Annotated in this window: 24 protein-coding genes; 8 read left to right on the top strand and 16 right to left on the bottom strand. The window is 70.1% G+C overall.

Translation table 11 applies throughout. The annotated features are described in order from the left end of the window. The first annotated feature begins 13 nt into the window (after positions 1-13). The gene (locus G9U51_RS12185) at positions 14-1,009 is read left to right on the top strand and encodes a stage II sporulation protein M (RefSeq protein WP_166197213.1); all 996 of its coding nucleotides are present in this window, start codon (positions 14-16) and stop codon (positions 1,007-1,009) included. Positions 1,010-1,052: 43 nt separating this feature from the next. Here the strand turns inward: G9U51_RS12185 and G9U51_RS12180 are convergent, their stop codons facing one another. From G9U51_RS12180 to deoC, 9 genes are read right to left on the bottom strand one after another with little or no spacing between them, the layout of a single operon-like run. Continuing rightward, positions 1,053-2,348, bottom strand: a complete 1,296-nt coding sequence (locus G9U51_RS12180) for a DUF58 domain-containing protein (protein WP_166197212.1) — start codon at positions 2,346-2,348, stop codon at positions 1,053-1,055. A gap of 3 nt (positions 2,349-2,351) precedes the next feature. Continuing rightward, a complete protein-coding gene (locus G9U51_RS12175) occupies positions 2,352-3,341 on the bottom strand; it encodes an AAA family ATPase (RefSeq protein ID WP_166197211.1) in 990 nt (329 codons plus the stop codon). Further along, positions 3,338-4,447: a DUF4350 domain-containing protein gene (locus tag G9U51_RS12170; protein WP_166197210.1), complete on the bottom strand. Its 1,110-nt coding sequence runs from the start codon at positions 4,445-4,447 to the stop codon at positions 3,338-3,340. The genes G9U51_RS12175 and G9U51_RS12170 overlap by 4 nt, the downstream gene beginning before the upstream one ends. Next, positions 4,444-5,079: a DUF4129 domain-containing protein gene (locus G9U51_RS12165; protein WP_166197209.1), complete on the bottom strand. Its 636-nt coding sequence runs from the start codon at positions 5,077-5,079 to the stop codon at positions 4,444-4,446. The genes G9U51_RS12170 and G9U51_RS12165 overlap by 4 nt, the downstream gene beginning before the upstream one ends. Then, positions 5,079-6,272: a glycerophosphoryl diester phosphodiesterase membrane domain-containing protein gene (locus tag G9U51_RS12160; RefSeq protein ID WP_166197208.1), complete on the bottom strand. Its 1,194-nt coding sequence runs from the start codon at positions 6,270-6,272 to the stop codon at positions 5,079-5,081. Before G9U51_RS12160 ends, G9U51_RS12165 begins: the two co-directional genes overlap by 1 nt. Further along, the gene (locus G9U51_RS12155; protein ID WP_166197207.1) at positions 6,269-6,868 is read right to left on the bottom strand and encodes a uridine kinase family protein; all 600 of its coding nucleotides are present in this window, start codon (positions 6,866-6,868) and stop codon (positions 6,269-6,271) included. The genes G9U51_RS12160 and G9U51_RS12155 overlap by 4 nt, the downstream gene beginning before the upstream one ends. Then, positions 6,865-7,737, bottom strand: a complete 873-nt coding sequence (locus tag G9U51_RS12150) for an aldehyde dehydrogenase family protein (RefSeq protein WP_166197206.1) — start codon at positions 7,735-7,737, stop codon at positions 6,865-6,867. The genes G9U51_RS12155 and G9U51_RS12150 overlap by 4 nt, the downstream gene beginning before the upstream one ends. Next, positions 7,737-9,188: an aldehyde dehydrogenase family protein gene (locus G9U51_RS12145; protein WP_166197205.1), complete on the bottom strand. Its 1,452-nt coding sequence runs from the start codon at positions 9,186-9,188 to the stop codon at positions 7,737-7,739. Before G9U51_RS12145 ends, G9U51_RS12150 begins: the two co-directional genes overlap by 1 nt. Before the next feature lie 8 nt (positions 9,189-9,196). Next, positions 9,197-10,195 carry a deoxyribose-phosphate aldolase gene (deoC, locus tag G9U51_RS12140; protein ID WP_328823458.1) on the bottom strand — a complete coding sequence of 333 codons (999 nt, stop codon included), beginning with the start codon at positions 10,193-10,195 and terminating at the stop codon, positions 9,197-9,199. 18 nt (positions 10,196-10,213) lie between these two features. On the opposite strand from deoC, the gene G9U51_RS17470 reads away from it, so the two are divergent. Then, on the top strand, positions 10,214-10,861 hold the full coding sequence (locus G9U51_RS17470) for a PH domain-containing protein (protein ID WP_166197204.1): 648 nt from the start codon (positions 10,214-10,216) through the stop codon (positions 10,859-10,861). Between the two features lie 99 nt (positions 10,862-10,960). Here G9U51_RS17470 and G9U51_RS12130 read toward each other — a convergent pair whose 3' ends face one another. Then, on the bottom strand, positions 10,961-12,577 hold the full coding sequence (locus G9U51_RS12130) for a phospho-sugar mutase (RefSeq protein ID WP_328823457.1): 1,617 nt from the start codon (positions 12,575-12,577) through the stop codon (positions 10,961-10,963). A 2-nt stretch (positions 12,578-12,579) separates the two neighbouring features. Next, a complete protein-coding gene (locus G9U51_RS12125; protein ID WP_166197202.1) occupies positions 12,580-13,401 on the bottom strand; it encodes a purine-nucleoside phosphorylase in 822 nt (273 codons plus the stop codon). Positions 13,402-13,433: 32 nt separating this feature from the next. Between G9U51_RS12125 and G9U51_RS12120 the strand changes: the two genes are divergently transcribed. Both G9U51_RS12120 and G9U51_RS12115 read left to right on the top strand, forming a co-directional pair. Further along, entirely contained in the window at positions 13,434-14,843 is a 1,410-nt protein-coding gene (locus tag G9U51_RS12120; protein WP_166197201.1) for an NAD(P)H-quinone dehydrogenase, read from the top strand. Positions 14,844-14,955: 112 nt separating this feature from the next. Beyond that, the gene (locus tag G9U51_RS12115) at positions 14,956-15,144 is read left to right on the top strand and encodes a hypothetical protein (protein ID WP_166197200.1); all 189 of its coding nucleotides are present in this window, start codon (positions 14,956-14,958) and stop codon (positions 15,142-15,144) included. A gap of 78 nt (positions 15,145-15,222) precedes the next feature. On the opposite strand, the gene G9U51_RS12110 is transcribed toward G9U51_RS12115, so the two are convergent. Continuing rightward, positions 15,223-15,450 (bottom strand): hypothetical protein, encoded by a 228-nt coding sequence (locus G9U51_RS12110; RefSeq protein ID WP_166197199.1) that lies wholly within the window; start codon positions 15,448-15,450, stop codon positions 15,223-15,225. Between the two features lie 96 nt (positions 15,451-15,546). Here G9U51_RS12110 and G9U51_RS12105 point away from each other — a divergent pair, with 96 nt between their 5' ends. After that, complete coding sequence (locus G9U51_RS12105) at positions 15,547-16,140, top strand: TetR/AcrR family transcriptional regulator (protein WP_166197198.1); 594 nt, start codon at positions 15,547-15,549, stop codon at positions 16,138-16,140. Between the two features lie 36 nt (positions 16,141-16,176). Here the strand turns inward: G9U51_RS12105 and G9U51_RS12100 are convergent, their stop codons facing one another. Then, a complete protein-coding gene (locus G9U51_RS12100) occupies positions 16,177-17,946 on the bottom strand; it encodes an acetyl/propionyl/methylcrotonyl-CoA carboxylase subunit alpha (RefSeq protein ID WP_166197197.1) in 1,770 nt (589 codons plus the stop codon). An 85-nt stretch (positions 17,947-18,031) separates the two neighbouring features. On the opposite strand from G9U51_RS12100, the gene G9U51_RS12095 reads away from it, so the two are divergent. From G9U51_RS12095 to G9U51_RS12085, 3 genes are all read left to right on the top strand, one after another. Continuing rightward, on the top strand, positions 18,032-18,895 hold the full coding sequence (locus G9U51_RS12095) for an aldo/keto reductase (RefSeq protein WP_166197196.1): 864 nt from the start codon (positions 18,032-18,034) through the stop codon (positions 18,893-18,895). A 160-nt stretch (positions 18,896-19,055) separates the two neighbouring features. Continuing rightward, positions 19,056-19,727, top strand: a complete 672-nt coding sequence (locus G9U51_RS12090; RefSeq protein WP_166197195.1) for a hypothetical protein — start codon at positions 19,056-19,058, stop codon at positions 19,725-19,727. A 77-nt stretch (positions 19,728-19,804) separates the two neighbouring features. Beyond that, complete coding sequence (locus G9U51_RS12085) at positions 19,805-20,935, top strand: serine/threonine-protein kinase (RefSeq protein WP_166197194.1); 1,131 nt, start codon at positions 19,805-19,807, stop codon at positions 20,933-20,935. Between the two features lies 1 nt (position 20,936). Here the strand turns inward: G9U51_RS12085 and G9U51_RS12080 are convergent, their stop codons facing one another. From G9U51_RS12080 to G9U51_RS12070, 3 genes are all read right to left on the bottom strand, one after another. Beyond that, the gene (locus G9U51_RS12080) at positions 20,937-22,229 is read right to left on the bottom strand and encodes a hypothetical protein (protein WP_166197193.1); all 1,293 of its coding nucleotides are present in this window, start codon (positions 22,227-22,229) and stop codon (positions 20,937-20,939) included. Positions 22,230-22,309: 80 nt separating this feature from the next. Then, positions 22,310-23,725: a VWA domain-containing protein gene (locus tag G9U51_RS12075; protein WP_166197192.1), complete on the bottom strand. Its 1,416-nt coding sequence runs from the start codon at positions 23,723-23,725 to the stop codon at positions 22,310-22,312. Between the two features lie 6 nt (positions 23,726-23,731). Next, positions 23,732-24,601 (bottom strand): AAA family ATPase, encoded by an 870-nt coding sequence (locus tag G9U51_RS12070; protein WP_171715611.1) that lies wholly within the window; start codon positions 24,599-24,601, stop codon positions 23,732-23,734. Between the last annotated feature and the right edge of the window lie 587 nt (positions 24,602-25,188).

The raw sequence follows: 25,188 nt of genomic DNA, 5'->3' as shown, positions 1-25,188 counted from the left end.
TACAGTCGTCGGCGTGGACCTGGATGCGTACGTCGCGGCGCACGAGGGTGAGTGGCGCCGCCTGCAGGAGCTCACCAAACGGCGCAGGCTGTCGGGCCAGGAATCCGACGAACTGCTCGATCTTTATCAGCGCACAGCTACCCACCTGTCCTATCTCCGGTCGGCAGCGCCGGATCCGACTGTGCTGCAATACCTTTCGACGGTGCTGGCGCGGGCGCGATCCCGAGCCGTCGGCACCCGGACCGCGGCCTGGGCGGGCTTCGCCGAGTTCTTCGTGCGCACCTTCCCCGCCATGCTCTATCGCGCGCGCTGGTGGTGGCTGACGACGATGGCGGTCAACCTGCTCGTGGCCTTCGCGATCGGCTGGTGGGTGGTGCAGCACCCGGGAGTGCAGACCCAGTTCATCCCGCCGGATCAGCTCGACCAACTCGTCAACAAAGACTTCGAGAGCTACTACAGCGAGTATGCCGCGACCGATTTCGCCTTCCGGGTATGGACCAACAATGTCTATGTCGCGGCAATCTGTCTGGCCGGGGGAGCGCTCGGCTTCCCGGTGCTGCTGAGCCTGTGGAGCAACGTCCTCAACCTCGGCATCATCGGCGGAGTGATGACGGCGCACGGGCGAGCCGCGCTGTTCTTCGGGTTGATCCTGCCGCACGGAATGCTTGAGCTGACAGCGGTTTTCGTCGCCGGCGGGGTCGGTTTGCGGATGTTCTGGGCGTGGGTCGAGCCCGGCCCGCGCCCGCGCCTGGCCAATCTCGCCCACGAAGCTCGAGCCTCGGTCACCATCGCGCTTGGCCTGATCGTGGTGCTGCTCGTCACCGGCATCATCGAGGCCTTCGTGACGCCGTCGGGTCTGCCGACCTGGGCGCGCATCGGCATCGGTGTGCTTGCCGAGGTGCTCTTCTTCGCCTATGTCTTCGGCCCAGGCCGCCGAGCCGTGCTCGCCGGCGACACGGGTGACGTCGAGGAATGGGACCGCGAAGCCCTCGTGCCGACCGCCGGCTAACCCCGACGTATGCCGAACTCGGTCGCCGACCGTGCCGGCCGGCTCACAGCAGGCCCTGCCGCTTGAGCGCCAGGTAGTGGTCGACGAGCGCCACCGGCAGCACCTCGGGCGGTTCGTCCAGCACGGTGACCCCGAGCCGTCCGACGGCGTCGCGCACTTGCTGACGCAGGGCGATGGTCCGCTCGGCCGCGGCCGCGTCATAGCTCGACCGCACCGACGTGCGGTCCCGCGCCATCGCCAGCACCGACCGATCGGCGACCGAGGCGATCACCACCCGGTGGTGCTGCACCAGACTCGGCAGGACGGGCAGCAACCCCTCGGAGATCGCGGCGGGCTCCAAGGTCGTTAACAGCACGACCAGTGCCCGGCGCCGGGTCAGCGAGGTGACAGCCCCGGCGAGTGCGGTCCAATTCGCTTCCACCAGAGCGGGTTCCAGCGGTGCCATCGCCTCGACGACGGCGTGCAGCAGCTCGTTGCGGTCGGTGCGTCCGCTCACCCGCGCCCGCACCTGACGGTCGCCGGCGATCAGGTCGATGCGGTCGCCGGCGCGGGAGGCGAGCGCTGTCAGCAGCAGCGCAGCATCCATCGCGCTGTCCAGCCGCGGCAGGTCGTCGATCCGTCCGGCACTGGTGCGGGAGGTGTCGAGCACCAGGATGATCCGGCGGTCGCGCTCCGGCTGCCAGGTGCGCACCACCGGCTTTTGCCGACGCGCCGTCGCCCGCCAGTCGATGCTGCGCACGTCGTCGCCCTCGACATAGTCACGCAGCGAGTCGAATTCGGTGCCCTGCCCCCTGATCCGCACCGCCGAGCGTCCGTCGATCTGTCGCAGTTGGGCGAGCCGGCTCGGCAGGTGTCGCCGTGACGGGAACGCCGGCAACGAGCGCAGCTGCCCGCCGACCGGCACCGACCGTTGCCGGGCCGCGAGCCTCATCGGGCCGAACGACCGCACGGTCACCGCATCCGCCTTCAGGTCACCGCGTCGCGTCGGCGACAGGCGGGTCGTCAATCGCGCCGCCTCACCGCCGGGCATGGTCACCGTATGCCGTTCGCCGGACGTCCCAGCCGACGGTTGCCAGGCGTCGCGCACCAGGGCCCGGACGGTCCGCGAGCCGGGATTGCGGCCGACGAGGGAGGTCGTTGTCTGCTCGCCGAGGCGCACCTGACCGACTGGATCCCGTTGCCACTGAAGGGTTTTCGGGGACACCGCGACCAGCACGTCGACCGCGATGAGCACGGCCACCGCACCGAGCCACCACAACACCGTGGACGGCACCGGACGCAGCACGACGAGCACCAGCCCCAGCAGGGCCAGTGCGACGGCGCGCCCGGTGATCGCCATACCTCAGCGGGGGACCGGCACCGACGCGATGGCGGATTCGAGCACGGAGGCGACCCCGATGCCTTCGAGCTCGGCCTCTGGGCGGAGCGACAGCCGGTGCGCCAGCGTCGATCCCGACATCGTCTTCACATCGTCCGGGGTGACATAGTCGCGGCCGTTGAGCCAGGCCCAGCCGCGCGCTGTCGCCAGCAGGGCGGTCGCGCCTCGGGGGCTGACTCCCAGTGCGAGAGAAGGGGATTGGCGGGTTGCCCGGGCGATGTCGACGATGTATGCCGCGACATCGGAGCGGACCTGAACCTCCCGGATGGCCGCCGCGCCCGCATCGAGGTCGGCGATGCTCGCCACCGGCTGCACCCCGGCAGCCGCGAGATCGCGCGGGTCGAAACCCGCCGCATGCCGTTGCAGCACCTGGATCTCGTCGGCACGCTGCGGCAGCGGCACGGTGACCTTGAGCAGGAACCGGTCGAGCTGTGCTTCCGGCAGCGGGTAGGTGCCCTCGTATTCGACCGGGTTCTGGGTGGCGGCGACGAGGAAGGGGCTCGGCAGGGCGCGCGGCATACCGTCGACCGTGACCTGGCGTTCCTCCATCGCCTCCAGCAACGCCGACTGCGTCTTGGGCGGCGTGCGGTTGATCTCGTCGGCGAGCAGCAGGTTGGTGAAGACCGGACCCGGCCGGAAGCTGAAATCGGTCCGGTCGTTGTCGTAGACGAGGGAGCCGGTGATATCGCCGGGCATCAGGTCGGGTGTGAACTGCACCCGCTTGCTCTCGACCTGCAGCGCGCGCGCCAGCGAGCGCACCAGCAGGGTCTTGGCCACGCCCGGCACACCTTCGAGCAGCACGTGGCCGCGCACGAGCAACGCGATGACGAGCGCGGACACCGCGGCGTCCTGCCCGACGACGGCCTTGGCCACCTCGGCGCGCACCCGGCGCAGTGCCTCGCGGGCGCGGGCCGCGTCACCACCCGGTGGCGTCTGCTGGGAGAGATCGGTCATCTGCGACGAACCTGCCTTTCGAGGGTTTCCAGGTCTTGGGCGACCTTCGCCAGTGCCGGCTCGGTCGTGGTGTCGGGGCCGTGCAGCAGCTCACCGACGCGTTGCGGCTGCTCGCCGGCCGCGCGGGCGACCTCGTCGACCAGTTGGGTGGGATCGGTGTGGGGGGACAGCCCGAGGTATGCCGACAGCCGCGTGCTGCTCGCCTGCCGCAGAATCTGTCCGGCCCGCACAGTGTCGCGGGACCGCCGGTAGAGCTCGCCACGGGCACGGGCGGTCTCGTCGGCCTTGACCACCACGGGCAGCGGCTCGGTGACGAGTCGCCCCAGGCGGCGGCCGCGCCACACCATGGTCAGCAGGATGCAGGCGACCAGCAGCAACACCGCGGGGCTGACCCACAGCGGCCACGGGCTCGGTGGCGGCGGCGCGCTGGCGTCGAAATCGCCTGAGTACCAGACCAATCGGGGCTGGCTGCCGAGGGCGCGAAGCGCGATGGCGGCGTTGTCGCCCTTGTCGATCAGCTCGTTGGACAGGATCGAGACGCTGCCGATGACCAGCACCGCCGGCCGGTCCTCGACGGCGGGAAGTTGGAAGACCGGCGCTCCGTTGAGTGGGTCACCGAAGCAGGTTTGGGCATCGGAGGGCAGACCCACATACGCATTGCCGACCCCGAGCGGGCTGAGCCCTTGCAGGCTCGGCAGTTCGCAGGCCGACCCGCTGACGCCGCTCCACGGGGTCGTGGTGGTGTCGGTGCCCAGCACGGTGTTGAGCTGAGCCGCGCCGGGTCGGATCAGCACGACGAGCGCGGCCCCTGAGGAGGCACGCAGGACTTGGCGCAGCCGTTCGCTGCTGACCGCGGACGGCATACTCACCAGCACGGTGCTGGCCGCATCCGGCTGCGCGGCGGCCACAGCATCGCGCGAGGACGCGGAGATCACCGTGACCCCCTGCTCGGACAGCACGCGGGCGACCGCCTCGGCCCCGTCCGGCTCGGGATTGCGCGGGTCGAGCGGCACGCCGCTGGAGCCGCGGAGCAGCACCACGAGCAGCGCGGAGCCGACGAGCAGCAGGCCGACCACCGCCCAGAAGGCAGCGCGGCGCCGGTTCACCCCGTCACCTCGGGCACGGCGTGGACCGGCCGGGCGGCGTCGAGCTGCCGGTCGAGTGCTGCCAGCCGTTCGGCGTCGGCCGCGGAGGCCGCGCGACCGCCATACCGCACATCGTCGAAGACGCGCGCCGCACCGCGCAGATCCTCCCGGTGCCCGGGGAAGAAGCCGGCGAGGCTGTCACCCACCTCGCGGGCGGTCGTGCCCGGCCGGGGCGGCAGCAGCGCGCGCTCCTCGGACCGCCGGGCGATGGCCCGGAAACGGTCGAGGACGGCAGCCGCGTAGTCGCCGCGGCGAGCGGCCTGCTCGGCCGAGCGACGCAGTTCGGTCGCCGAGGCGGTGACCTCGGCGAGCACTCCCGCTTCCTCGCTCGCGGCCCGGTTGCGTCCGCCGCGGCGCCGCATTCGGGTGGCGCCGAAGCCGATGGCCGCCAGGATCACGATGAGCCCGATGACCAGCATGACCGGGGGCAGGTTCAAGACCTTGAGGTTGGGGCTTCTCCCGTCGCCGAACAGCCAGTTCAGCAGGCGCTCGATCACCCCGGGCTGGCGGCCGTATTTGCCCTTGGACAGTTCGTGCGCGAGCCACTCCTGCGCCTGTTTCGCATCCGGCGTGAGCGGTGGCTGGCGCAGCATCAGCGCTTCGCGGCGGCGGCCATCAAGGTCACGTCCAGAGCCTCCCGGCGGATCCGCTGGTCGATATAGAGCAGGCCGCTGACGCTGGCGAGGAAGGGCGCAGTGATGATCTGACCGATCGCCGAGGCGAGTTGCAGGATCACCAGCGCGATCGTGGCGCTGCTCATCGACACCGAGCCGCCTGGCGCGGTCGACCCGATGGTGGCCATCACGATCATCATCGCGGGCAGCGTGACGATCGAGGACACCAGACCCGCGAGCAGCGAGGCGAGCAGATAGATGCCGAAGATCCGCCAGAACTGTCCGCGAGTGAGCGCCCACGAGCGCTTCATCGCCGCGACGACGCCCTGTCGCTCGAGGACGATCACCGCGCTGGCGAAGAGCATCCGGGTCGCGACGAAGACCGCGGCGACGACGAAGGCAATGGCGAGCAGGCCCCCGACGACGACGGCCGTGGCGGCGCCCGCCGCGGCATAACTGCCGGCGACGACGGCCACGATCACGCCGAGGACGAGCAGTGCGGCCAGCGCCAGCAGCACGGTCAGCCCGAGCAGCGGCAGCAGTCGGCCCTTCCCGCGCTGCCAGGCCTGACCGATCGAGATGCGGTGACCGAGCACGGCTTCGGACAGCACGACGATGAGCAGCCCGCCGAGGATGACCCCGGCGAGCATGCCGAAGGCCTGGCCGGGATATTGCCCGAGGCCCAGCAGGGCTTCGCCCGAGGTCGAATCCCCGGCGATGCCGCCGACCGCCACCGTGAGCAGCGTGGTCGGGATCGCGACGGTGAGCAGCACCAGCGCAGCCAGGCCGAGGGTGGCGCCCGGGTTGCCGCGCACCGTGCGGAAGGCGCCGTCGAACAGGTCACCGAGCGACAGCGGCCGCAGGGGGATGACGCCGGGCTTGGGTGCGAAGGCCTGTTGGTAGGGCGAGCCGAGCGGAGGACGGCCGTATGCCGGTCCCTGCGGAGGGGTGCCGTATGCCGGTGCTTGCGGTGGGCCGCCGTATGCCGGGCCCTGCGGTGGGCCGCCGTATGCCGGGCCCTGCGGCGCGCTGCCGTATGCCGGTCCGCCCGGCTGGCCGTAACCCGGCGCCGGTGGCGGCCCGCCATACGCCGGTCCGGCAGATCCGTCATACTCCGGTCGGCGCCCCTCGGCTCCGCCCGCGTCCCCCGCCGGGCTGGCCCATTCGCTCATGCCCAGAGGGTAGCCGCCCGTTCTACTGCTCGGGGCGTGCTTGGCCGCGCGCCGAGCCGTTCGTGGGCCGCGACGATCCGGGGTTCGAGGCGCATCAGGTGCCACCCGCGACGCAGCAGCACCGGCACCGGCTTGCGGCGTTCGCGCACATCGCGCACGAACCGGCGGGCCATCGTGAGCTGTCGCTGCTGACGGATGCAGTAAGCGGCTGCAAGCAGGTCGAGAGCGCGCAGCCCGGCGATCGTCTCGGCGGCGAAGATGCCCTCGGCGATGACGATCGGTGCGTCGCCGCGATCGACCACATGGCAGCCGGTGACCGACGAGGTGGCGATGTCGTAGACCGGCAGCTCCGCGCGACCATCGAGGCACAGGTCACGCAGGGCATCGAGGGCCGACTGCAGGTTCCAGGAGCGGGCATTGTCCCAGTCGGGCACGCCGAAGTCGGTCATCGGCAGACTCGGGTCGTCACCGGCCTTGTAGAAATCGTCGAGCCGGATCGTCGGCCAGCCGTGCGTGCGGGACAGCCGGTCGGCGAGGCGGCTCTTGCCCGATCCGCTCGGCCCGCACAGGACCAGCACCCTGGCGGCAGCAGTCATAGCCCCTTGGGATGCCAGACGGTCTTGGTCTCGGTGAAGATCCGCAGGCGCTCGAGATCCGTTGTGCCCCAGTCGGGTTCGTCGGCCGCCGGCCGCAGGACGCGCTTGAGGTTGTCGGCAGCGGCCACCTCCAGAGCGGTCGCGTCGACACCGTCCGCGCCGGCGCACCCGGTCAGGTCGATGCCGTCGACATCACGGTGCGCCGCCAGCCAGGGCGCCAGCTCGGCCGTGGGACCGGTGACGACATTGACGACACCGCCGGGCACATCGGAGGTCGCGAGCACCTCGCTCAGGGTGATCGCGGGCAGCGGCCGCTGCTCGCTGGTCAGGACCACGCAACTGTTGCCCGCGGCGATCACCGGGGCAACCACGCTCACCAGTCCGAGCAGCGAACTGCGTTGCGGCGCAACGATTCCGATCACGCCCGTGGGCTCCGGGGCCGAGACGTTGAAGTAAGGGCCGGCCACCGGGTTGAGGTTGCCGAGCACCTGGGCGATCTTGTCGGTCCAGCCGGCCCACCAGACCCAGCGGTCAATCGCGGCGTCGACGATCGTGGTGGCGCGCGGCTTGGTGACCCCTTCGCTCGCGGCCACCTCGGCGACGAACTGCTCGCGCCGGCCCTCCATGATCTCGGCGACCCGATAGAGCACCTGCCCCCTGTTGTATGCCGTGGCGCCCGCCCAGCCGGGCTGTGCGGACCGGGCGGCGGTGACCGCGTCGCGCACGTCCTTGCGGGAGCCCCACGCCGCGTTGGCGAGGAAGGCGCCGCGGGCGCTGGTCACCTCGTAGGTGCGACCGGATTCGCTGCGCGGGAACTTGCCGCCGACATACAGCTTGTAGGTCTTCTTGACCTCCAGGCGGGTGGCCATCAGTGCGTTCCTTCCGCGGTGACATAGGCGGCCAATCCGTGGCGACCGCCCTCGCGGCCGTACCCACTCTCGGCATACCCGCCGAAGGGCGAGGTCGGGTCGAACCGGTTGAAGGTGTTGGCCCACACCACGCCGGCGCGCAGCTTGTCGGCCATCCACAGGATGCGTGAGCCCTTCTCGGTCCACACCCCGGCCGACAGCCCGTAGGTGGTGTTGTTGGCGCGGGCGACGGCTTCCTCAGGGGTGCGGAAGGTCAGCACCGACAGCACCGGGCCGAAGATCTCCTCGCGGGCGATCCGGTGGGCCTGCGACACATCGGTGAAAACCGTTGGGGCGAACCAGAATCCGCGATCCGGCAGTTCGCACGGCGGCGACCAGCGGGTCGCGCCCTCGGCCTCGCCAGCCGCGGTGAGCTCGGTGATGCGGTCGAGCTGGGCCTGGGAGTTGATCGCGCCGATGTCGGTGTTCTTGTCCAGCGGGTCACCGAGTCGCAGGGTCTGCAGCCGGCGTTGCAGCCGGTGCACGACCTCCTCGGCCACCGACTCCTGCACGAGCAGCCGGGACCCGGCGCAGCACACATGCCCCTGGTTGAAGAAGATCCCGTTGACGATCCCCTCGACGGCCTGGTCGATCGGCGCGTCGTCGAAGACCACATTGGCGGCCTTGCCACCGAGTTCGAGGGTCACCCGCTTGTCGGTGCCGGCGACGGATCGGGCGATCTGCTTGCCGACCTCGGTCGACCCGGTGAAGGCGATCTTGTCGATATCGGGATGCTCGACGAGCGCCTGCCCGGTCTCGCCGGCACCGGTGACGATGTTGACCACGCCGGGCGGCAGGTCGGCCTGGCGGCAGACGTCGGCGAAGAGCAGCGCGGTGAGTGGAGTCGTCTCGGCGGGCTTGAGCACGACCGTGTTGCCGGTGGCCAGCGCGGGCGCGATCTTCCACGCGAGCATCAGCAGCGGGAAGTTCCAGGGGATCACCTGGCCGACGACTCCGAGCGGGGCCGGCGCGGCACCGAGCCCGGCATACTCCAGCTTGTCCGCCCAGCCGGCGTGGTAGAAGAAATGCGCCGCGGCGGTCGGCACGTCGACATCGCGCGACTCCTTGATCGGTTTGCCGTTGTCGAGCGTCTCCAGCACCGCGAACTCGCGCGAGCGCTCGGCGAGGATGCGCGCGATCCGGTAGAGATATTTGGCGCGCTCGGCGCCCGGCATCGGACCCCAGACCCGGGTATAGGCGCGCCGGGCGGCCTTGACCGCACGGTCCACGTCGTCGGCGCCGGCGGCTGCCACCTGGGACAGTTTCTCCTCGGTGGCCGGGTTGATCGTGGCGAAGGTGCGCTCGGACAGCGGCGCGGTGAACTCGCCGTTGATGAACAGGTCGTATGACGGGGCGATGTCGACGACCGCGGTGGATTCGGGCGCCGGCGCATAGTCGAAGCGGGGACTCATGGGGCCTCTCAGTCGATCGTCACGTCGCGGGAGCCGGTGTAGACACCGGTGGCGAGCTTGCGGCGCTGCTGCAGCAGATCGCCGAGCAGGCTGGACGCGCCGAACCGGAACCACTGCGGGGTCAGCCAGTCCTCGCCGGCGATCTCGTTGAGGGTGACCAGATATTTCAGCGCGTCCTTGGTGGTCTTGATGCCACCCGCGGGTTTGACACCGATCTGCACGCCGGTGAGGTCACGCCAGTCGCGGACGGCCTCGAGCATCACCAGGGTCACCGGCAGGGTGGCCGCGGGGGAGATCTTGCCGGTCGAGGTCTTGATGAAGTCGGCGCCGGCGAGCATCGCCAGCCAGCTCGCGCGCCGCACGTTGTCGTAAGTCGCAAGCTCGCCGGTCTCGAGGATGACCTTGAGATGGGCCTCGCCGCAGGCCTCCTTGACCGCGACGATCTGGTCGAAGACCGTGCGGTAGTCGCCGGCGAGGAAGGCCCCGCGGTCGATCACCATGTCGATCTCGTCGGCCCCGAGGTCGACGGCGTCCTGGGTGTCGGCCAGCTTGACCTCGAGGCTCGCACGGCCCGAAGGGAAGGCGGTCGCGACGGCGGCAACGTGAATCCCGCTGTCGCCCAAGGCTTCTCGGGCGATGCCGACCAGGTCGTTGTAGACGCAGATCGCGGCCGGACGCGGCGTCGTTGGGTCGACCGGATCGGGCGTCACGGCTTTCGCGCAGAGCGCCCGGACCTTGCCCGGGGTGTCGGCGCCCTCGAGGGTGGTCAGGTCGATCATCGAGATCGCGGTGTCGATCGCCCAGGCCTTGGCGTCGGTCTTGATCGACCGGGTGCTGAGCGCCGCGGCTCGTCCCTCGCAGCCGACCGCGTCGATGCCGGGCAAGCCGTGCAGCCAACTGGTCAACGCCTTGTTGGTGAGGGCCGAGACTCCGAGCAGCTCGCGGGCGCGGGACGGGGCGGCGGATGCGCTCACCAGGGCACGCGACGTTGCAGATGATGCGCTCACCAGGGCAGCCTAGCGTTCGTGCCGAACCCGCTCCGCCGACCTGACCGCCCCGCTACGCCTCGTCGGGTCTTCCGGCAACGCGGCGCCCTGATCACCGGCTGGCTGCTCATCGCGGTGCTGGTGCTCTTCGTCGGACTGTCGGTCTTCGCCGATCACAATCTCGGTGCCGCGCTGCCGCTGATCGCCGGGGCCGGCATCGCCTGGGTGGTGCTGGTGCGGCCCGCGGTCGAGCTCGCGCCCGATGGAGTGCTGCTGCGCAATCTGGTGCGGGACGTGCTGATCAGCTGGCCGGCCGTCTCGATGCTCGAGGAGCGGTGGAATCTCAAGGTGGTCACGCCCGACGACCGGGCCTTCGGGTCATGGGCCGTGAGCGCCCAACGGCCCAAGGGACGTATGGCGGGCAGCGCGGCCGGCGGTCTCGGCCCACGGGTGCTGCCGACCACGTCGGCACCCGGCGCAGCCGGTGAGGTCGTCGCCGAGCATCGCGCCGCCTCGGCTGGTGCGGTCGCCAGCGCGATCCGGGCCGCCAAGGAGGATTACGAGCGGGCGGTGAGCAGCGGCGGCATACCGGAGCAGGAGGCCCGCGCGGTCCGTCGCCCGGCAGTCGCGCCGCTCGTCGTGCTCGCGCTCGCTGTCGTGCTGATCGCGGTGTGGTTCCTGCGGTGACAACTACCCGATCGGGTGGCGACAACTGCCCGCTCGGGTGGCGAAAACTGCCCGCTCGGGCGGTGAAATGTGCCCGCTCGGGTGGTGAGGTGCCGTCCTTCAGGGGCGGGTGAGTGACTCCAGGTCGGCCCGGGTGGCGGCCAGCCGAGCGGTGGTCTCCGCCCGGTCGGCACCGATCGCCTCGAGATAGACCTTGAGCTTGGGTTCGGTGCCGGACGGCCGGACGATCACCCGGGTGTCGTCGGCGGTGAACCACCGCAGACCGTCGGTCGGAGGCAATGCCGCCGATCCCTCAGCGAGGTCATCGAAGCGCGAAACCGGTTGTCCACCAAGGGTTTTCGGGGGGTCAGAACGCAGCCGGCTCATGATCGTGCCGATCACCGCCAGGTCGTCGACCCGCACCGAGAAGCTGTCCGACAGGTGCCAGCCGTGCGCCGCGGCCAGGTCATCCAGGACGTCGGTCAGCGAGCGGCCCGCCGCGCGCTGGGTGGCAGCGAGTTCGGCGAGCAGCAGCGCCGCGCTCACCCCGTCCTTGTCGCGCACCGACGCCGGGTCGACGCAATAGCCGAGCGCCTCCTCGTAGCCATAGGTCAGTCCCGGCACCCGGCTGATCCACTTGAACCCGGTCAGGGTTTCGTGGTGCTCGACACCCGCGGCGAGCGACATTGCCGCGAGCAGCCGCGAGCTCACGATCGAGTTGGCGAAGACCGCATCATCCGGCACGCCACCCCTCAGCAGGTGGTGCCCGAGCAGCGCGCCCACCTCGTCGCCGCGCAACATCCGCCAGTCGGCACCGTCGCGGATCGCCGCGGCGCACCGGTCGGCATCCGGGTCATTGGCGATCACCAGGTCGGCGTCGTGGCGGCGCGCCGTCTCCAGCGCCCGGTCGATGGCGCCCGGCTCTTCGGGATTCGGGAAGGCCACGGTCGGGAAGTCGGGGTCCGGCTCGGCCTGCTCCGCGACGCTCACCACCTCACCAAAACCGCTGCGCCGCAACGCATCCAGCGCGATCGACGAACCCACGCCGTGCAGCGCCGTGTGCACGATGCGCAACGCGCGCGGGCCCTCGGGGGTGACCACCCGGCATACGGCATCGAGATAGTCCTCGACCAGGTCGTCGCTGACGGTCTCCCAGCCGTCCTGCGCCAGCGGGATGCCGGCGGCGAGCGGGAAGCGGTCGATCGACGCGGCGATCTGCGCATCGGCCGGCGGCACGATCTGCGACCCGTCGCCGAGGTAGACCTTGTAGCCATTGTCCTGCGGCGGGTTGTGACTGGCGGTGACCATCACGCCCGCGTCGGCGCCGAGGTGACGGATGGCGAAGGCGAGCACCGGCGTCGGCAGCGGGCGCGGCAGCACGAGCGCTCGCCCGCCGGCCGCAGTCACGACCGCGGCCGTGTCGCGCGCGAAGACATCGGAGTTGTGCCGCGCGTCATACCCGATCACGACCGTCACGTCCGCGCGACCGAGGCTTTCCTGCAGGTATGCCGTGAGCCCGGCCGCCGCGCGAATCACCACCACCCGGTTCATCCGGTGCGGTCCACCGCCCAGCGCGCCGCGCAACCCGGCGGTGCCGAACTCGAGCAGGCCGGAGAAGCGGTCGGCCAGCTCGTCGGCGGCGTCCTCGCGCAGCAGCGTGGACAGTTCCTGCCGGGTCACCGGGTCGGGGTCGTCGGCGATCCAGGCCTCGACTCGCGAGCGCAGGTCGGCGTCCACGCTCACAGTTCCTTCACGATCGCCGACAACAAGGTGGCGCAGCGGTCGGCGGCGGCCTTGCCCGCGTCGATCACCTCGGCATGCGAGAGGGGTTGGTCGCTCACACCCGCAGCGGCATTCGTGACCAGCGAGATGCCGAGCACCTCCAGGCCGGCCTGCCTCGCGGCGATCGCCTCCAGCGCGGTCGACATACCGACCAGGTCGGCTCCGAGGATGCCGGCCATCCGCACCTCGGCAGGCGTTTCGTACTGCGGCCCACGGAACTGGGCGTAGACGCCCTCGGGCAGCTGCGGGTCGATCCGCCGGGCCAGCTCGCGCAGGCGCGTGGAGTACAGGTCGGTGAGGTCGACGAAGGTCGCGCCCTCCAGCGGCGAGGCCGCGGTGAGGTTGAGGTGGTCACTGATGAGCACCGGCGTGCCCGGCGCCCACTCCGGTCGCAGGCCGCCGCAGCCGTTGGTCAGCACCAGCGTCTGGACGCCGAGCGCTGCCGCGGTGCGCACGCCGTGCACGACCGCGCGCACGCCGCGGCCCTCGTAGAAGTGCGTGCGGGTGCCGAAGACGAGGGCGTGCTTGCCGGAGCCGTCGATGCGGATCGAGCGCATCGACCCGGTGTGCCCCGCGACGGCCGCGGCGGTGAAGCCCGGCACATCGGTGTTGTCGATGGTCGCGACGGTCTGACCGATCCGGTCCGCCGTCTCGCCCCACCCGGAGCCGAGGACGAGCGCCACATCGTGCCGGTCGACGCCCGAACGCTCCCGGATGGCGGCGGCCGCGCGGCCGGCGAGTTCGAAGGGGTCCTCGAAGGTGGCTGGGTTCTGCGTCACCGGGCCAGGCTAACGGCCGGCGACATGATTGGATGAAGGCCGTGACGGGACGCAAGAAGCAGGTAGTCGTGGTCGGCGGAGGGCCGGGCGGCTATGAAGCGGCACTCGTGGGAGCGCAGCTCGGCGCGCAGGTCACGGTCATCGAGAAGGAGGGCCTCGGCGGCGCCGCCGTGCTCACCGACTGTGTCCCGAGCAAGACGCTGATCGCGACCTCGGACTTCATGTCCCGGTTCGCGGCGGCGGGCCGGCTCGGCGTGGGTTTCGAGGGCACCGAGGAGGACCAGCACGCCGAGGCGCACATGCGCGAGGTCAACTCCCGCATCCTCGACCTGGCCAAGGCGCAGAGCCACGACATCAAGGCCCAGGTGGAAAGTGTCGGCGGCCGGGTGATCCACGGCACCGGCCGGATCCTCGGCCCGTCGACGGTCGAGGCGATCACCGAGACCGGGCACGAGGAGCTGCGCGCCGACGTCATTCTCGTTGCGACGGGCACGCGCCCGCGGGTGATGGCGACCGCGCAGCCGGACGGCGAGCGCATCCTCACCTGGCAGCAGATCTACGACCTCGCCGAACTCCCCGAAAAGCTCATCGTGGTCGGCTCGGGCGTCACCGGTGCCGAACTCGCGCACGCCTATCTCGGCCTCGGCAGCGAGGTGACCCTGGTGTCCTCGCGCGACCGGGTGCTGCCCGGCTCGGACGCCGACGCCGCCACCGTGATCGAGAACGTCTTCCGCCGTCGCGGCATGAAGGTCCTCAACCGCTCCCGGATGACCGCGGTGGAGCGCCGCGGTGACAGTGTGCTCGTCACACTTGAGGACGGCCGCCAGGTCGAGGGTTCGCACGCGCTGCTCGCGGTCGGCTCGATCCCGCAGACCAAGGACATCGGCCTGGACGACATCGGCGTCGAGCTGTCCGACTCCGGTCACATCGTCGTCGACCGCGTCTCGCGCACCTCCGTGCCCGGGGTGTATGCCGCCGGCGACTGCACCGGCGTGATGCCGCTCGCCTCGGTCGCCGCGATGCAGGGGCGCATCGCGATGGCGCACTCGCTCGGCGACGCGGTGTCACCGCTCAACCTGCGCGGTGTCTGCGCCAATATCTTCACCGACCCCGAGATCGCCACCGTCGGCTACAGCCAGCAGGACATCGACGAGGGCCGCATCGAGGCGCGCATCGTCACCCTGCCGCTGTCGACCAACCCGCGCGCCAAGATGCGCAACATCAAGGACGGCTTCGTCAAGCTCATCACCCGGCCGGGCTCCAACACCCTGGTCGGGGGAGTCGTGGTGGCCCCGCAGGCCTCCGAGCTGATCTATCCGATCGGTCTGGCGGTGCAAAACCGCCTCACCGTGGACCAGATCGCCTCGACCTTCTCGGTCTATCCGTCGATGACCGGATCGATCGCCGAGGCCGCTCGCCGGCTGCACGAAACCGACATCTGACGCCTCGTCATACCGCGTGACGCAGTTCACGTCATCCCGATTTGCACCCTCACCACTACAGGCGTAGTGTCTTACCCATCAGACCACTACACATGTAGAAGGGATGAAGCCCATGGCTTCGATCACCACGTTCTTCGTCGGTTTCACCATCATCGTCGCGATCGCCCTGGCGATCACCGCCGCGACCGTGGGCGTCTGGACCTACCAGTTCTTCGCCCGCAACCGCCGCGAGCGCCTCGCGCAGCAGCGTCCGTTCGTGAGCTACTACCGCGACCTGGGACAGCACGCCTTCGCGAACTGATCCCCGCACGCCAACGAGGCGGCACCCCCCGCACGGGGTGCCGCCTCGTTCTTGTTCTCTCCCTGCCGTATGCCGGTCTCAGCCGGGTCCGTGGCCGGCGTCCCGCCCGTGGTCGGCGTCCCGCCGGGCGCGCTCGGCCTCGGCCCGGCGCAGCCGCTCGCCCTCGGGGTCGAGTTGCTCGGGCAGCAGGCCGGCGTCGGCCCACCGCCGCCGTCGGGCCTCGCGCAGCCGGGGCCGCACGAGCAGGAAGAAGCCCACGACGGCGGCGGTGAAGATCAGCAGCGGGATCAGGTTGGCCCAGTGCATCGGCGTCCTTCGATGGTCGAGGTGGAATCACGAATCTAGGCCGACCTGGTGCGCCTGCTGCACCCGGGGGCGCCAGGTGTGGCACGCTTCGCGGTGATGACCACGACGACTTCCAGCGCCCAGCAACGCCAGCAACTGCTCCTCGACTGCGCGATCGCAGTGGTGGGCCAACACGGGCTGCGTGGCCTGACGCACCGCGCGGTGGACCGCGCCGCCGATGTGCCCGAGGGCACCTGTTCGGTCTACTTCCGCACCCGGCTGGCGTTGCTCACCGCCCTCACCGATCATGTCGCCGCGGTCGTGACCGGCGACGTGCAGGCGGTGGCCGAGTCGCTCGCCGGCAAGGGCGAGGACACCCAGGCCGCGATCGAGGCGACGACCGAGTTGCTCGTGCGCTGGATTCGCAGCCCCGACCTGATCGTCACGATGACCGAACTGCAGTTGGAGGGCGTGCGCACCTCCTCGCTCAGGGAGTCCTCGCTGCGCGGGCGACGCCAGCTGACCGCGATCGTGCAGCAGGCGCTGGAGGAGTCCGACAAGCCTCATGCCGAGCGGCGGGCGCAGACGGTCGTCGCCAGCCTCGAGGGTGTCATCGTCTCCGCCCTCGCCGAGCCCGCCTCGCAACGCCGCGAGTACGTCCGCACCACCGTCGAGATGGTGATGAACTCACTGGCGGCGCAGGACGACTGACTCGCGGGAGGTCGACCGCCTCGTCCGGGCGGCTGCTCAGTCGGCGATCTCGGCGATGACCGACCCGGCCGTCACGGTCTGACCGATCTCGGCCTTCAGCCCGGTGACCGTCCCGTCCTTGTGCGCGGTGATCGGCTGCTCCATCTTCATCGCCTCGAGCACGACGATTGTGTCGCCGCTCTTGACGGTGGCGCCGTCCTCGACCGTCACCTTGACGATCGTGCCCTGCATGGGCGCGGTGACCGAGTTGCCGGAGGCCGCGGCGGCACCACCGCCACCGCGCTGACGCTTCGGCGCCTTCTTCGGGCCGGCCGCTGCACCGCCTCCACCGAGGGCGAGGTCGCCGGGCAGGGAGACCTCCAGCCGGCGGCCACCCACCTCCACGACGACCGTCTGCCGAGGTAGCGCAGGCTCACCCTCGGCGGCGGCCCCGGCATACGGCTGGATCTGGTTGTCGAATTCGGTCTCGATCCAGCGGGTGTGCACGGTGAACGGCGAGTCGCCCTCCGGCGCGAAGGCGGGGTCGGAGACGACGGCCGCATGGAAGGGGAGCACGGTCGGCATACCGTCGACGACCGTCTCGGCGAGCGCGCGCCGCGAGCGCTCCAGCGCCTGCTGCCGGGTCGCGCCCGTAACGATGATCTTGCCGAGCATCGAGTCGAACGCGCCAGCGACCGTATCGCCTTGTCGCACACCGAAATCCACGCGCACACCGGGTCCGCTCGGCAGCTGCAGCGTGGTGACGGTGCCGGGCGCGGGGAAGAAGTTGCGGCCGGCGTCCTCGGCGTTGATGCGGAACTCGAAGGAGTGGGCGTGCGGCTGCGGGTCGTCGTAGCCGAGCGGTTCGCCGGCGGCGATGCGGAACTGCTCGCGCACCAGGTCGCGGCCGGTGACCTCTTCGGAGACCGGGTGCTCGACCTGCAGCCGGGTGTTGACCTCGAGGAAGGAGATCGCGCCGTCCTGGCCGACGAGGAACTCGCAGGTGCCGGCCCCGGTGTAATTCGCTTCTCGCAGAATGGCTTTCGAGGCGCGCACGAGTTCGGCGTGCTGCTCGTCGGTGAGGTATGGCGCGGGCGCCTCCTCGACCAGCTTTTGATTGCGGCGCTGCAACGAGCAGTCGCGGGTGGACACCACGACGACATTGCCGTGGGCGTCGGCGAGGCACTGGGTCTCGACGTGGCGGGGCTTGTCCAGGAAGCGTTCGACGAAGCACTCGCCACGACCGAAGGCGGTGACCGCCTCGCGCACCGCCGACTCGTAGAGGTCGGGGATCTCCTCGATCGTGCGGGCGACCTTCAGGCCACGCCCGCCGCCGCCATACGCCGCCTTGATCGCCACGGGCAGCCCGTGCTCCTCGGCGAAGGCGACCACCTCGTCCGCGCCGCTCACCGGGTCCTTGGTGCCGGGCACCAGCGGTGCGCCGGCCTTGGTGGCGATATGCCGGGCCTTGACCTTGTCACCGAGCGCGTCGATCGCCGCTGGGGAGGGGCCGATCCAGATCAGGCCGGCGTCGAGCACCTTCTGGGCGAAGTCGGCGTTCTCGGCGAGGAAGCCATAGCCGGGGTGCACCGAGTCGGCGCCCGCCTGCTGCGCGATCTCGATCAGCTTGTCCTGCACCAGATATGAGTCACCGGGGGTCGATCCGCCCAAGGCGTAGGCCTCGTCCGCGACGGCGACATGCAGCGCGTCCCGGTCCGGCTCGGCATATACCGCGACCGATGCGATGCCGGCGTCCTTGCACGCCCGGGCGATGCGGACCGCGATCTCCCCGCGGTTGGCGATGAGGACCTTGCGCAGTTCAGGCATGGCGCAGACTCTACTGGCGTGTGGTGCGGGCCACAGTCCGGGGTGAAGGCGGAACAACCGGGCGGCGCGGCGAGTTGCCGACGGTATGACCGACCAGAACTCACCTGACACTGTCCCGACCGTCTCGCTCGCCGCCGGCACCGGCAATGTGACGATCCCGCAGCTCGGTTTCGGCGTCTGGCAGGTGCCGGACGACGAGGTCGGTGGGGCCATCGACACCGCCCTGAAGACCGGCTACCGCAGCATCGACACCGCCCGCATCTACGGCAACGAGGACGGCGTCGGCCGCGCGCTCGCGGCGACCTCCGTGCCGCGGGACGAGATCTTCCTGACCACCAAGGTGTGGAACGACGACCAGGGATATGACGAGACGATCGCCGCCTTCGAGAAGTCGGCGCAGCGGCTGCAACTCGGCGACCGGCCGCTCGACCTTTACCTCATCCACTGGCCGGTTCCCGCGCGCGGGAAGTATGTCGACACCTTCCGCGCGCTGCTCAAGCTGCGCGACGAGGGCCGCATCCGTGCGGTCGGTGTCTGCAATTTCAACGCCGACCACTTGACCGCACTGCACGACGAGCTGGGGGAGTGGCCCGCGATCAACCAGATCGAGCTGCACCCGCTGCTGCAGCAGCAGGAGTTGCGCACCTTCCACGCCGAGCACGGCATCGCCACCGAGGCGTGGAGCCCGCTCGGCCAGGGCGGCGAGGTGCTGCAGGACCCGAAGCTGGTGGAGATTGCCGACCGGCTCGGCAAGTCCGTGGCTCAGGTGATCCTGCGCTGGCACATCCAGCTCGGCAATGTGGTGATCCCCAAGTCGGTGACGCCCTCGCGGATTGCGGAGAACTTCGACATCTTCGGCTTCGAGCTGTCCGAGCAGGACCTGGCCACGATCGCCGGCCTCGATCAGGGCAAGCGCCTCGGGCCGGACCCGGCGTCCTTCGACGGCTGATCGCGGAATGAGAAGACCGGAGCCTTCGGGCTCCGGTCTTCTTTTTCAGTTCGGGCAGACTCTAGAAAGAAGGGTGGATTTGCCGATAACCTCGTCTTCGCGCGAACACGCAAACTTCTTATCGAAGGTCGGAGGCCGGCACGTGAGTCATTCCTCGAGCATGGACACTCGGCCGAGTCGCCGCACGCTCGCCAAGGGGCTGGCCTGGACCGTGCCGGCGCTCGCGGTCGGCGCGCCGGCCGCCCAGGCCGCGGCTTCTGGGTCGTCCATGTGCAACTGCCTCAAGGTCGGCAGCATCGGCTCCTCCAGCCTGCAGGTCGCGACCACCGGGGGTGTAGGCACTGGCACCGGCAGCTTGGTGTTCAACCTCGACACCGGGGCGTGCACGCAATATCTCAACCTGTTCAATCCGGCGTACACGATCGCCGGCACCGGCGGGCGGATCTACTGGAACACCGGCGCGACCAACGACTACACGGTCGGCGCGACCAGCGGCACCGGCACCATCGGCCAGCTCAGTGGTTTCACCTCCACCTTCACCGTGGTGGGCTCGATTCCAATGCCGAATGGCGGCGGCGCTTTCACGTCATACACGCCGAAATATCCGACCGCGATTTGCTTCACCTTCACCGCGATCTTCGTTGGCCTGAACGGCTTCAACACCCAGTGCTACTACCGCGCCTGCTTCAACACCGGCATCACCAGCGGCACCGGCGCGATCACCGCGGGAACCGGCACGGTCAACTATTCCTTCTCGGCGAGCAGCGTGTCGCTGACGACCTGCGCGGTGAGCACCGACCCCGACTGCGCCCTGCCGGCGAAATATCCGTGACGGATCGCGCTTAGACTGCCGCTGACTCGGGCAACCTGGGCCGAGCACCCGTCATACCGCGTGGGAGGTCGGCACGGATGGGCGAGATTTTCGCGGGCCGATACGAGCTCATCGATCAGATCGGTGAGGGTGGCATGGGCGGCGTATGGCGGGCCGCGGATTTGCGCGACACCCGCATCGTCGCGGCGAAGGTGCTGCGCCAGTCCGACGCCGGCTCATTGCTGCGGTTCATGCGCGAGCAGGGCATGCGGATCCACCACCCGAATGTCGTCACGCCGCTCGGCTGGGCCGGCGCGGACGACCGGGTGCTGCTCACCATGGAGCTCGTCGAGGGCGGCTCGGTCGCGGACCTGACCAAACAGCATCGTGCGCTGCCGCCGCTGTATGTCGCCGAGTTGTTGCGGCAGTTGCTCGAAGGGCTCGCCGCCGTGCATGAGCAGCGAGTCGTGCACCGCGACGTCAAGCCGGCCAACCTGCTGCTCAGCCCGACCGGCACCGGCCGGCCGCATCTGTGGCTGACCGACTTCGGCATCGCGATCTCGATGGACGCGCCCCGGCTGACGAGCAGCACGCTGGTGATGGGCACGCCGGGCTATATCCCGCCGGAGCAGATGCGCGGTTATGACCCCGAGCCGCGGCAGGACCTGTATGCCGCCGGCATGGTCGGGCTGCAGTTGCTGACCGGGCACAAGCCGCGCGCTCAAGTGCGCGATGACCGGGGCGACCTGCCACCGATGCCGCCGGGGACGCCCGCGCCGCTCTGGGAGTTGCTCGTCGACCTGGCCGACCCCGACCCGGCGGGCCGCCCGCCGACAGCGCTCGCGGCGGTGGACCGGCTGAACCATCCATCGCTGGCCTGGCGCGACCAGCGGGACGTCGACGTCCGTCCGGCCCTGCCTCCGCTGGGTGAGTCGGCCGGTGATTTCGTCGCGCACGCGCGCACCCGCACCTTGATCCAGGGTGGCGGTCGTCGACGCACGATCGACCGGCGCAAGATCGCCATGGTCGCCGCACCCTTGGCGGCCGTCGCCGCACTCCTGGCGATCTGGCTGCCCGGCGGCGGGCCGTCCGGCACCCCGGGTCAAGCCCGCCTCGGCGCCAACTGCAGCTGGTCGGATGTCGGCACGACCGAGCCGGACCAGAACGGCGTCGAGCGGGTGTGCGCAGTGCGCGAGGGCACCTACCTCTGGTCGGCGACCAGCGACTAGCTCAGGCCGTCCGGCGGCGGGCCCACCAGAAGGCCGCCGCGGCCAGCGCGATCGCGATCACACTGAGCAGCAAGCGAATCCACGGGATCTTCGGGCCGGTGTCCGTGCCCTGGCCGAGCGACATCTGCCCGGCCGCAGGCTGAGCCACCTTGGCGCCCGTGGTCGTCACGTAGTCCGGGCCGGCATGCGGGGTGCCCGTGACCGCGACATTGAGGGTCATCGGCAGGTCGGGGACGCCGGTGATCTTGTCGTCCTTGGACTGCGGCATGAGAGAGACGAGGACGTAGTACCACCCCGCCTCCGAGGTGTATTGCAGAGCGTTGCCGGTCACATCGCCCTTGAACTCGGTGTTGGCACGGTTGGTGTATTCGACCGGTGCCGTGAAGCTGCCGAAGGTCTTGCTCTCGGTGTTGTTGGCCGAGAGCGACGTGGTGGCGTAGGTGTCGCTGCCGGACGAGGTGATGTCGACCCGTTGGGGTGAGCGGAGGAACAGCTCCGCTGCGATATCGATCGGCCGACCGATATTGGAGCCCGGTGGGGGAGCCTGGGCCGTGACCGCCAGCCGCTGACCCCAGGTCAACCGGACCCGGAAGGTCTGCACGGTGCCGATCTTCTGCGACAAGGTGTAGCTGCCCGGGGTCAGTGTCGTGGCGTCGAGGAAGGCCGTGCCTCCGGTGACGGTGCCGTTGTCCTTGCCTTTCGGCGCGCTGATCGCGCTGCGCTGGGCCTCGGTGACCTTCGGGCCGGTGTTGCCTGCCGCTCGCGGCTCGCTGAACAGGTCGATCTCGGCTGGCGTAGTGCCCGAGCCGACGCCCTTGTGGGTGATGGTGACCTTCCACGACGGGGTGGTGAGGCACTCGCCGTAGGCGAAGCCGTCGCGGTCGTCCTTGGGCGCAGTGGCCGATCCCGCCATCGTGAGCATCAGCCCGAGGGGTTGGTCCGTGTTGAGCGTCGAGGTCTGGCTGTCACAACTGTTGTCCGGCGCGCTCGTCGGGTCGATATCGACTTTCACCGTGTGGGTGGCCGTGGCGAAGAGGGCGTCACCTTCGCGCTCGTCGGTGACGACAGCGACGCGCAGGTTGGGCAGCTTGCTGCGCGAGACGGTAAAGGTGCGTGGGCTGCCATCGTCGGGCAAGGACACCCGGTAGCTGTCCAGGCCCAGCTCCGGGCCATTGCCGGAGCTGCCGAGGGTCGCCGTGGTGCGTCCCAGCACCGGATCGTTCGCAGCCATCGCCGGCGCAGCGGGGGCGAGCGCGGTGACGACGGCGAGAGCGGTGACGAGGAAACGACGCACGAGCACCAGTATCACCGACAGGCGCCCAGCGGTCGGCATACGCCGTGAATCGGCAAGGCGCCCAGCGGTCGGCATACAACTCAGATCGGCAAGGTCGCGGCGACGAATCGGCGCAACTGGGCCGCATTGCGGCATTCGTGCATTCGGATGATCCGGCGATAGAGGTGGGCGACCGAATCGCCTGCGCCCCAGGAGCGTTCGGCTTCGGGGTTGAGCCAGGCCGCGTGCCGCGCCCGGTGCACCAGATCGGACAGTATGCCGAGCGCCGGGTCACCATGGTTGGTGCGCGCGTCTCCCAGCACGAGCAGGGTGGAGCGTGGACCGACGGCGCCCGGGAAGTCACGCTCGAACGAGGTAAGTGCGCCGCCATAACTGCTGGAGCTGCCGAGCGTCGTGAGCGGGGCGGAGCGCAACGCCCAGGAGGTGAGGGAGACGCCGGTCGGTGCGGTGCGGACCGCGTCGGTGATGTCGGCGGTGCTGCTGACGAAGCCGAAGAGCCGCAGGTGACGGAATTCGCCCTGCAGCGCCTGCATGAGCAGCATGGTGAACGAGCTGAACCCGCCGACCGAGCCGGAGAGGTCAGCGAGCACGACCAGATCGGGCCGATGACGACGGCGGTGTTTGTAGGCCGGATCGATGGGCACGCCGCCGGTCGCCATCGAGGCACGCAGGGTGCGGCGGATGTCGAGTTCGCCGCGACCGGACCGGCGGCGTTGCTCGAGGCGAGTGGCGAGCTTGCGAGCGAGCGGGTCGATCTCACGGCGTAGCGCGGCGAGATCTCCAGTGCCCATCTGCAGGAAGTCGCGCCGGTCAGCTGTCGCCCGCACGCCATAGCGCGCGATCCGATCCCGTTGTCGCACAGCGGTATTGCGGCGCAGAGCCTCGGCGGTGACCCGCTGGCGGAAGCGATCGACGCCGGCCCGCAGCTCGTCGCGGACGAGGCGGTCGGTGAAGGAGTGGCCGCCTTGCCCTTGCCTCTGACCGTCCCCGGAACCTGCCCCTTCACTGGCGCTTGAGGGGGCTGGTGTTCCGGCCAGCACCTGCTGCTCGGCCGCGGCGATGGTGCGCTGCGGGGCAAGTCGATCGAGGGTCTGGGCGGACGACCAGCCGCGATCCTGCGCCTCGCCCGGCACCCGGCCGAGCAGTTCGACGGCAGCCGCGGCGAGCGCGTCGAGGGCGGCGTCGTCATTGCGGGCGAGGGCGTCGGTGAGCTGCGCACGCAGCTGCTCGACATCGGCCGCGGCCGATGCGGCGGCACTGCGAGCCAGGGGCGCGGTGGGGAAATAGAGGTCGAAAAGCTGATCGAAGACCGGGCGGCCCTCACCGGAGCGCACCAGGGTCGCCGCGAGGCCATCGCGCAGCAGTGCGCGGTCGTGCATGCCGAGGACGTTGATCGCTTCGGCGGCGGTCACCGTCTCGGCGGTGCCGACGCTCAGCCCGTGCTCGCGCATCGCGCCCACCAGGGCGACGAGACGGTCGGCGACGGCGTCCGGCATACCGGATCAGGCGTCGAGTTTCATTGCGGCACGGGCGGATTCGATGTCGTCCTGGTGTTTGAGCAGCACGCCGAGGGTGCTGCCGACGACTTGCTCGTCGAGTTCGGTCGCGCCGAGGGTGAGCAGGGTGCGCGCCCAGTCGACCGTCTCCGACACCGACGGCGGCTTGCGCAGGCTGCCGTCGCGCAGGCTGCGGACGACCCGCACGATCGAAGTCGCGAGCTCCTGCTGCAGGTCGGGCGCATGCAGGTGGACGATGCGCTGCTCGAGCTCGGCGTCGGGATAGTCGACGTGCAGGAAGAGGCAGCGGCGGCGGAGCGCCTCACCGAGCTCGCGGGTGGCGTTGGAGGTCACCACGACGAGCGGGCGGCTTTGTGCCGCAACGGTTCCCAGCTCCGGGATGGTCACCTGGAAGTCGGACAACAGCTCCAGCAGGAGACCCTCGAGCTCTTCGTCGGCCTTGTCGAGTTCGTCGACGAGCAGGACGACGGGGCGCTCGCTGCGGACCGCGCGCAGCAGGGGTCGGGGGAGCAGGAACTCCTCGGTGAAGACATCGCTGCGGACCTCGTCCCAGCCGCCGTCGCGTTCGGCGGTGATGCGCAGCAGTTGTTTGGCGTGGTTCCACTCATAGAGCGCTCGAGCCTCGTCGACGCCCTCGTAGCACTGCAATCGGATGAGTTCGCGGTCGGTGGCGGCCGCCATCGCCTTGGCGAGCGCGGTCTTGCCAACGCCGGCCGGGCCCTCGACGAGGATCGGGCGACCCAGCCGCTCGGCCAGCAGGACCGTGGTCGCGATCTGGCGGGAGGCGAGGTAATCGACCTCGGCGAGTTGGCGGGACACGTCCTCGACATCGGCGAAGGCCGTCGGTTCGGGCATGGCGTCGAGGCTATCCGCCGACATCGCCGTCCGCTGCCCGACCACGTTGAGATCCCAGAGCTTGCTGCTTGAGGAACGCCATTCTCGATGGTTGGGCGCCGGCACTCTCGGTGGTTGAGTAAGCGAGCGAGGAACGAGCGAGCGCATCGAAACCGCCCTAACCTCAACGCCGGTTGAGTAAGCGAGCGAGGAACGAGTGAGCGCATCGAAACCGCCCTGACCTCAACGCCGGTTGAGTAAGCGAGCGAGGAACGAGCGAGCGCATCGAAACCGCCCCCGCCGCCGACGACTCCACGCCTGCGAGGCCTCACACCGGCGCTGGGTGGCGGGAGGCGGCGGCGCCGCTTCGGGATGCGCCCCACCGGGAGCGGCGCCTTCGGCGCGTGCGGCGCCGCCGTTCAGCGCCCGCCGGAGCATCCCTCCAGCGGGCCGCCTACCTCCCGCCTGCCTCGTGGGTTGATGGGGTTGACCCCGTTTCGTGGACATCTCGTTAAGCGGCTTGGTCGGCCGCGGTGATGAGTGTGTTCTCGAAGGCTATCGGGCTGATTTGGCCGAGCGAGCTGTGTCGCCGGCGCTGGTTGTAGACC

Source organism: Metallococcus carri, from assembly GCF_011440275.1.
Lineage (GTDB): Bacteria > Actinomycetota > Actinomycetes > Actinomycetales > Dermatophilaceae > Metallococcus > Metallococcus carri.
Note: the sequence above shows the minus strand (reverse complement) of the source record. Positions and strands in the feature narration are given on the sequence as shown.

Excerpts from the sequence above, each read along its gene's own strand:
- G9U51_RS12100 (WP_166197197.1), bottom strand. The coding sequence starts at position 17,946 with ATGCCTGAACTGCGCAAGGTCCTCATCGCCAACCGCGGGGAGATCGCG.
- G9U51_RS12175 (WP_166197211.1), bottom strand. The coding sequence starts at position 3,341 with ATGACCGATCTCTCCCAGCAGACGCCACCGGGTGGTGACGCGGCCCGC.
- G9U51_RS12165 (WP_166197209.1), bottom strand. The coding sequence starts at position 5,079 with ATGCTGCGCCAGCCACCGCTCACGCCGGATGCGAAACAGGCGCAGGAG.
- G9U51_RS12085 (WP_166197194.1), top strand. The coding sequence starts at position 19,805 with ATGGGCGAGATTTTCGCGGGCCGATACGAGCTCATCGATCAGATCGGT.
- G9U51_RS12105 (WP_166197198.1), top strand. The coding sequence starts at position 15,547 with ATGACCACGACGACTTCCAGCGCCCAGCAACGCCAGCAACTGCTCCTC.
- G9U51_RS12145 (WP_166197205.1), bottom strand. The coding sequence starts at position 9,188 with ATGAGTCCCCGCTTCGACTATGCGCCGGCGCCCGAATCCACCGCGGTC.
- G9U51_RS12070 (WP_171715611.1), bottom strand. The coding sequence starts at position 24,601 with ATGCCCGAACCGACGGCCTTCGCCGATGTCGAGGACGTGTCCCGCCAA.
- G9U51_RS12115 (WP_166197200.1), top strand. The coding sequence starts at position 14,956 with ATGGCTTCGATCACCACGTTCTTCGTCGGTTTCACCATCATCGTCGCG.
- G9U51_RS12150 (WP_166197206.1), bottom strand. The coding sequence starts at position 7,737 with ATGGCCACCCGCCTGGAGGTCAAGAAGACCTACAAGCTGTATGTCGGC.
- G9U51_RS12095 (WP_166197196.1), top strand. The coding sequence starts at position 18,032 with ATGACCGACCAGAACTCACCTGACACTGTCCCGACCGTCTCGCTCGCC.
- G9U51_RS12180 (WP_166197212.1), bottom strand. The coding sequence starts at position 2,348 with ATGGCGATCACCGGGCGCGCCGTCGCACTGGCCCTGCTGGGGCTGGTG.
- G9U51_RS12075 (WP_166197192.1), bottom strand. The coding sequence starts at position 23,725 with ATGCCGGACGCCGTCGCCGACCGTCTCGTCGCCCTGGTGGGCGCGATG.
- G9U51_RS12110 (WP_166197199.1), bottom strand. The coding sequence starts at position 15,450 with ATGCACTGGGCCAACCTGATCCCGCTGCTGATCTTCACCGCCGCCGTC.
- G9U51_RS12120 (WP_166197201.1), top strand. The coding sequence starts at position 13,434 with ATGAAGGCCGTGACGGGACGCAAGAAGCAGGTAGTCGTGGTCGGCGGA.
- G9U51_RS12155 (WP_166197207.1), bottom strand. The coding sequence starts at position 6,868 with ATGACTGCTGCCGCCAGGGTGCTGGTCCTGTGCGGGCCGAGCGGATCG.
- G9U51_RS12090 (WP_166197195.1), top strand. The coding sequence starts at position 19,056 with ATGGACACTCGGCCGAGTCGCCGCACGCTCGCCAAGGGGCTGGCCTGG.
- G9U51_RS12160 (WP_166197208.1), bottom strand. The coding sequence starts at position 6,272 with ATGAGCGAATGGGCCAGCCCGGCGGGGGACGCGGGCGGAGCCGAGGGG.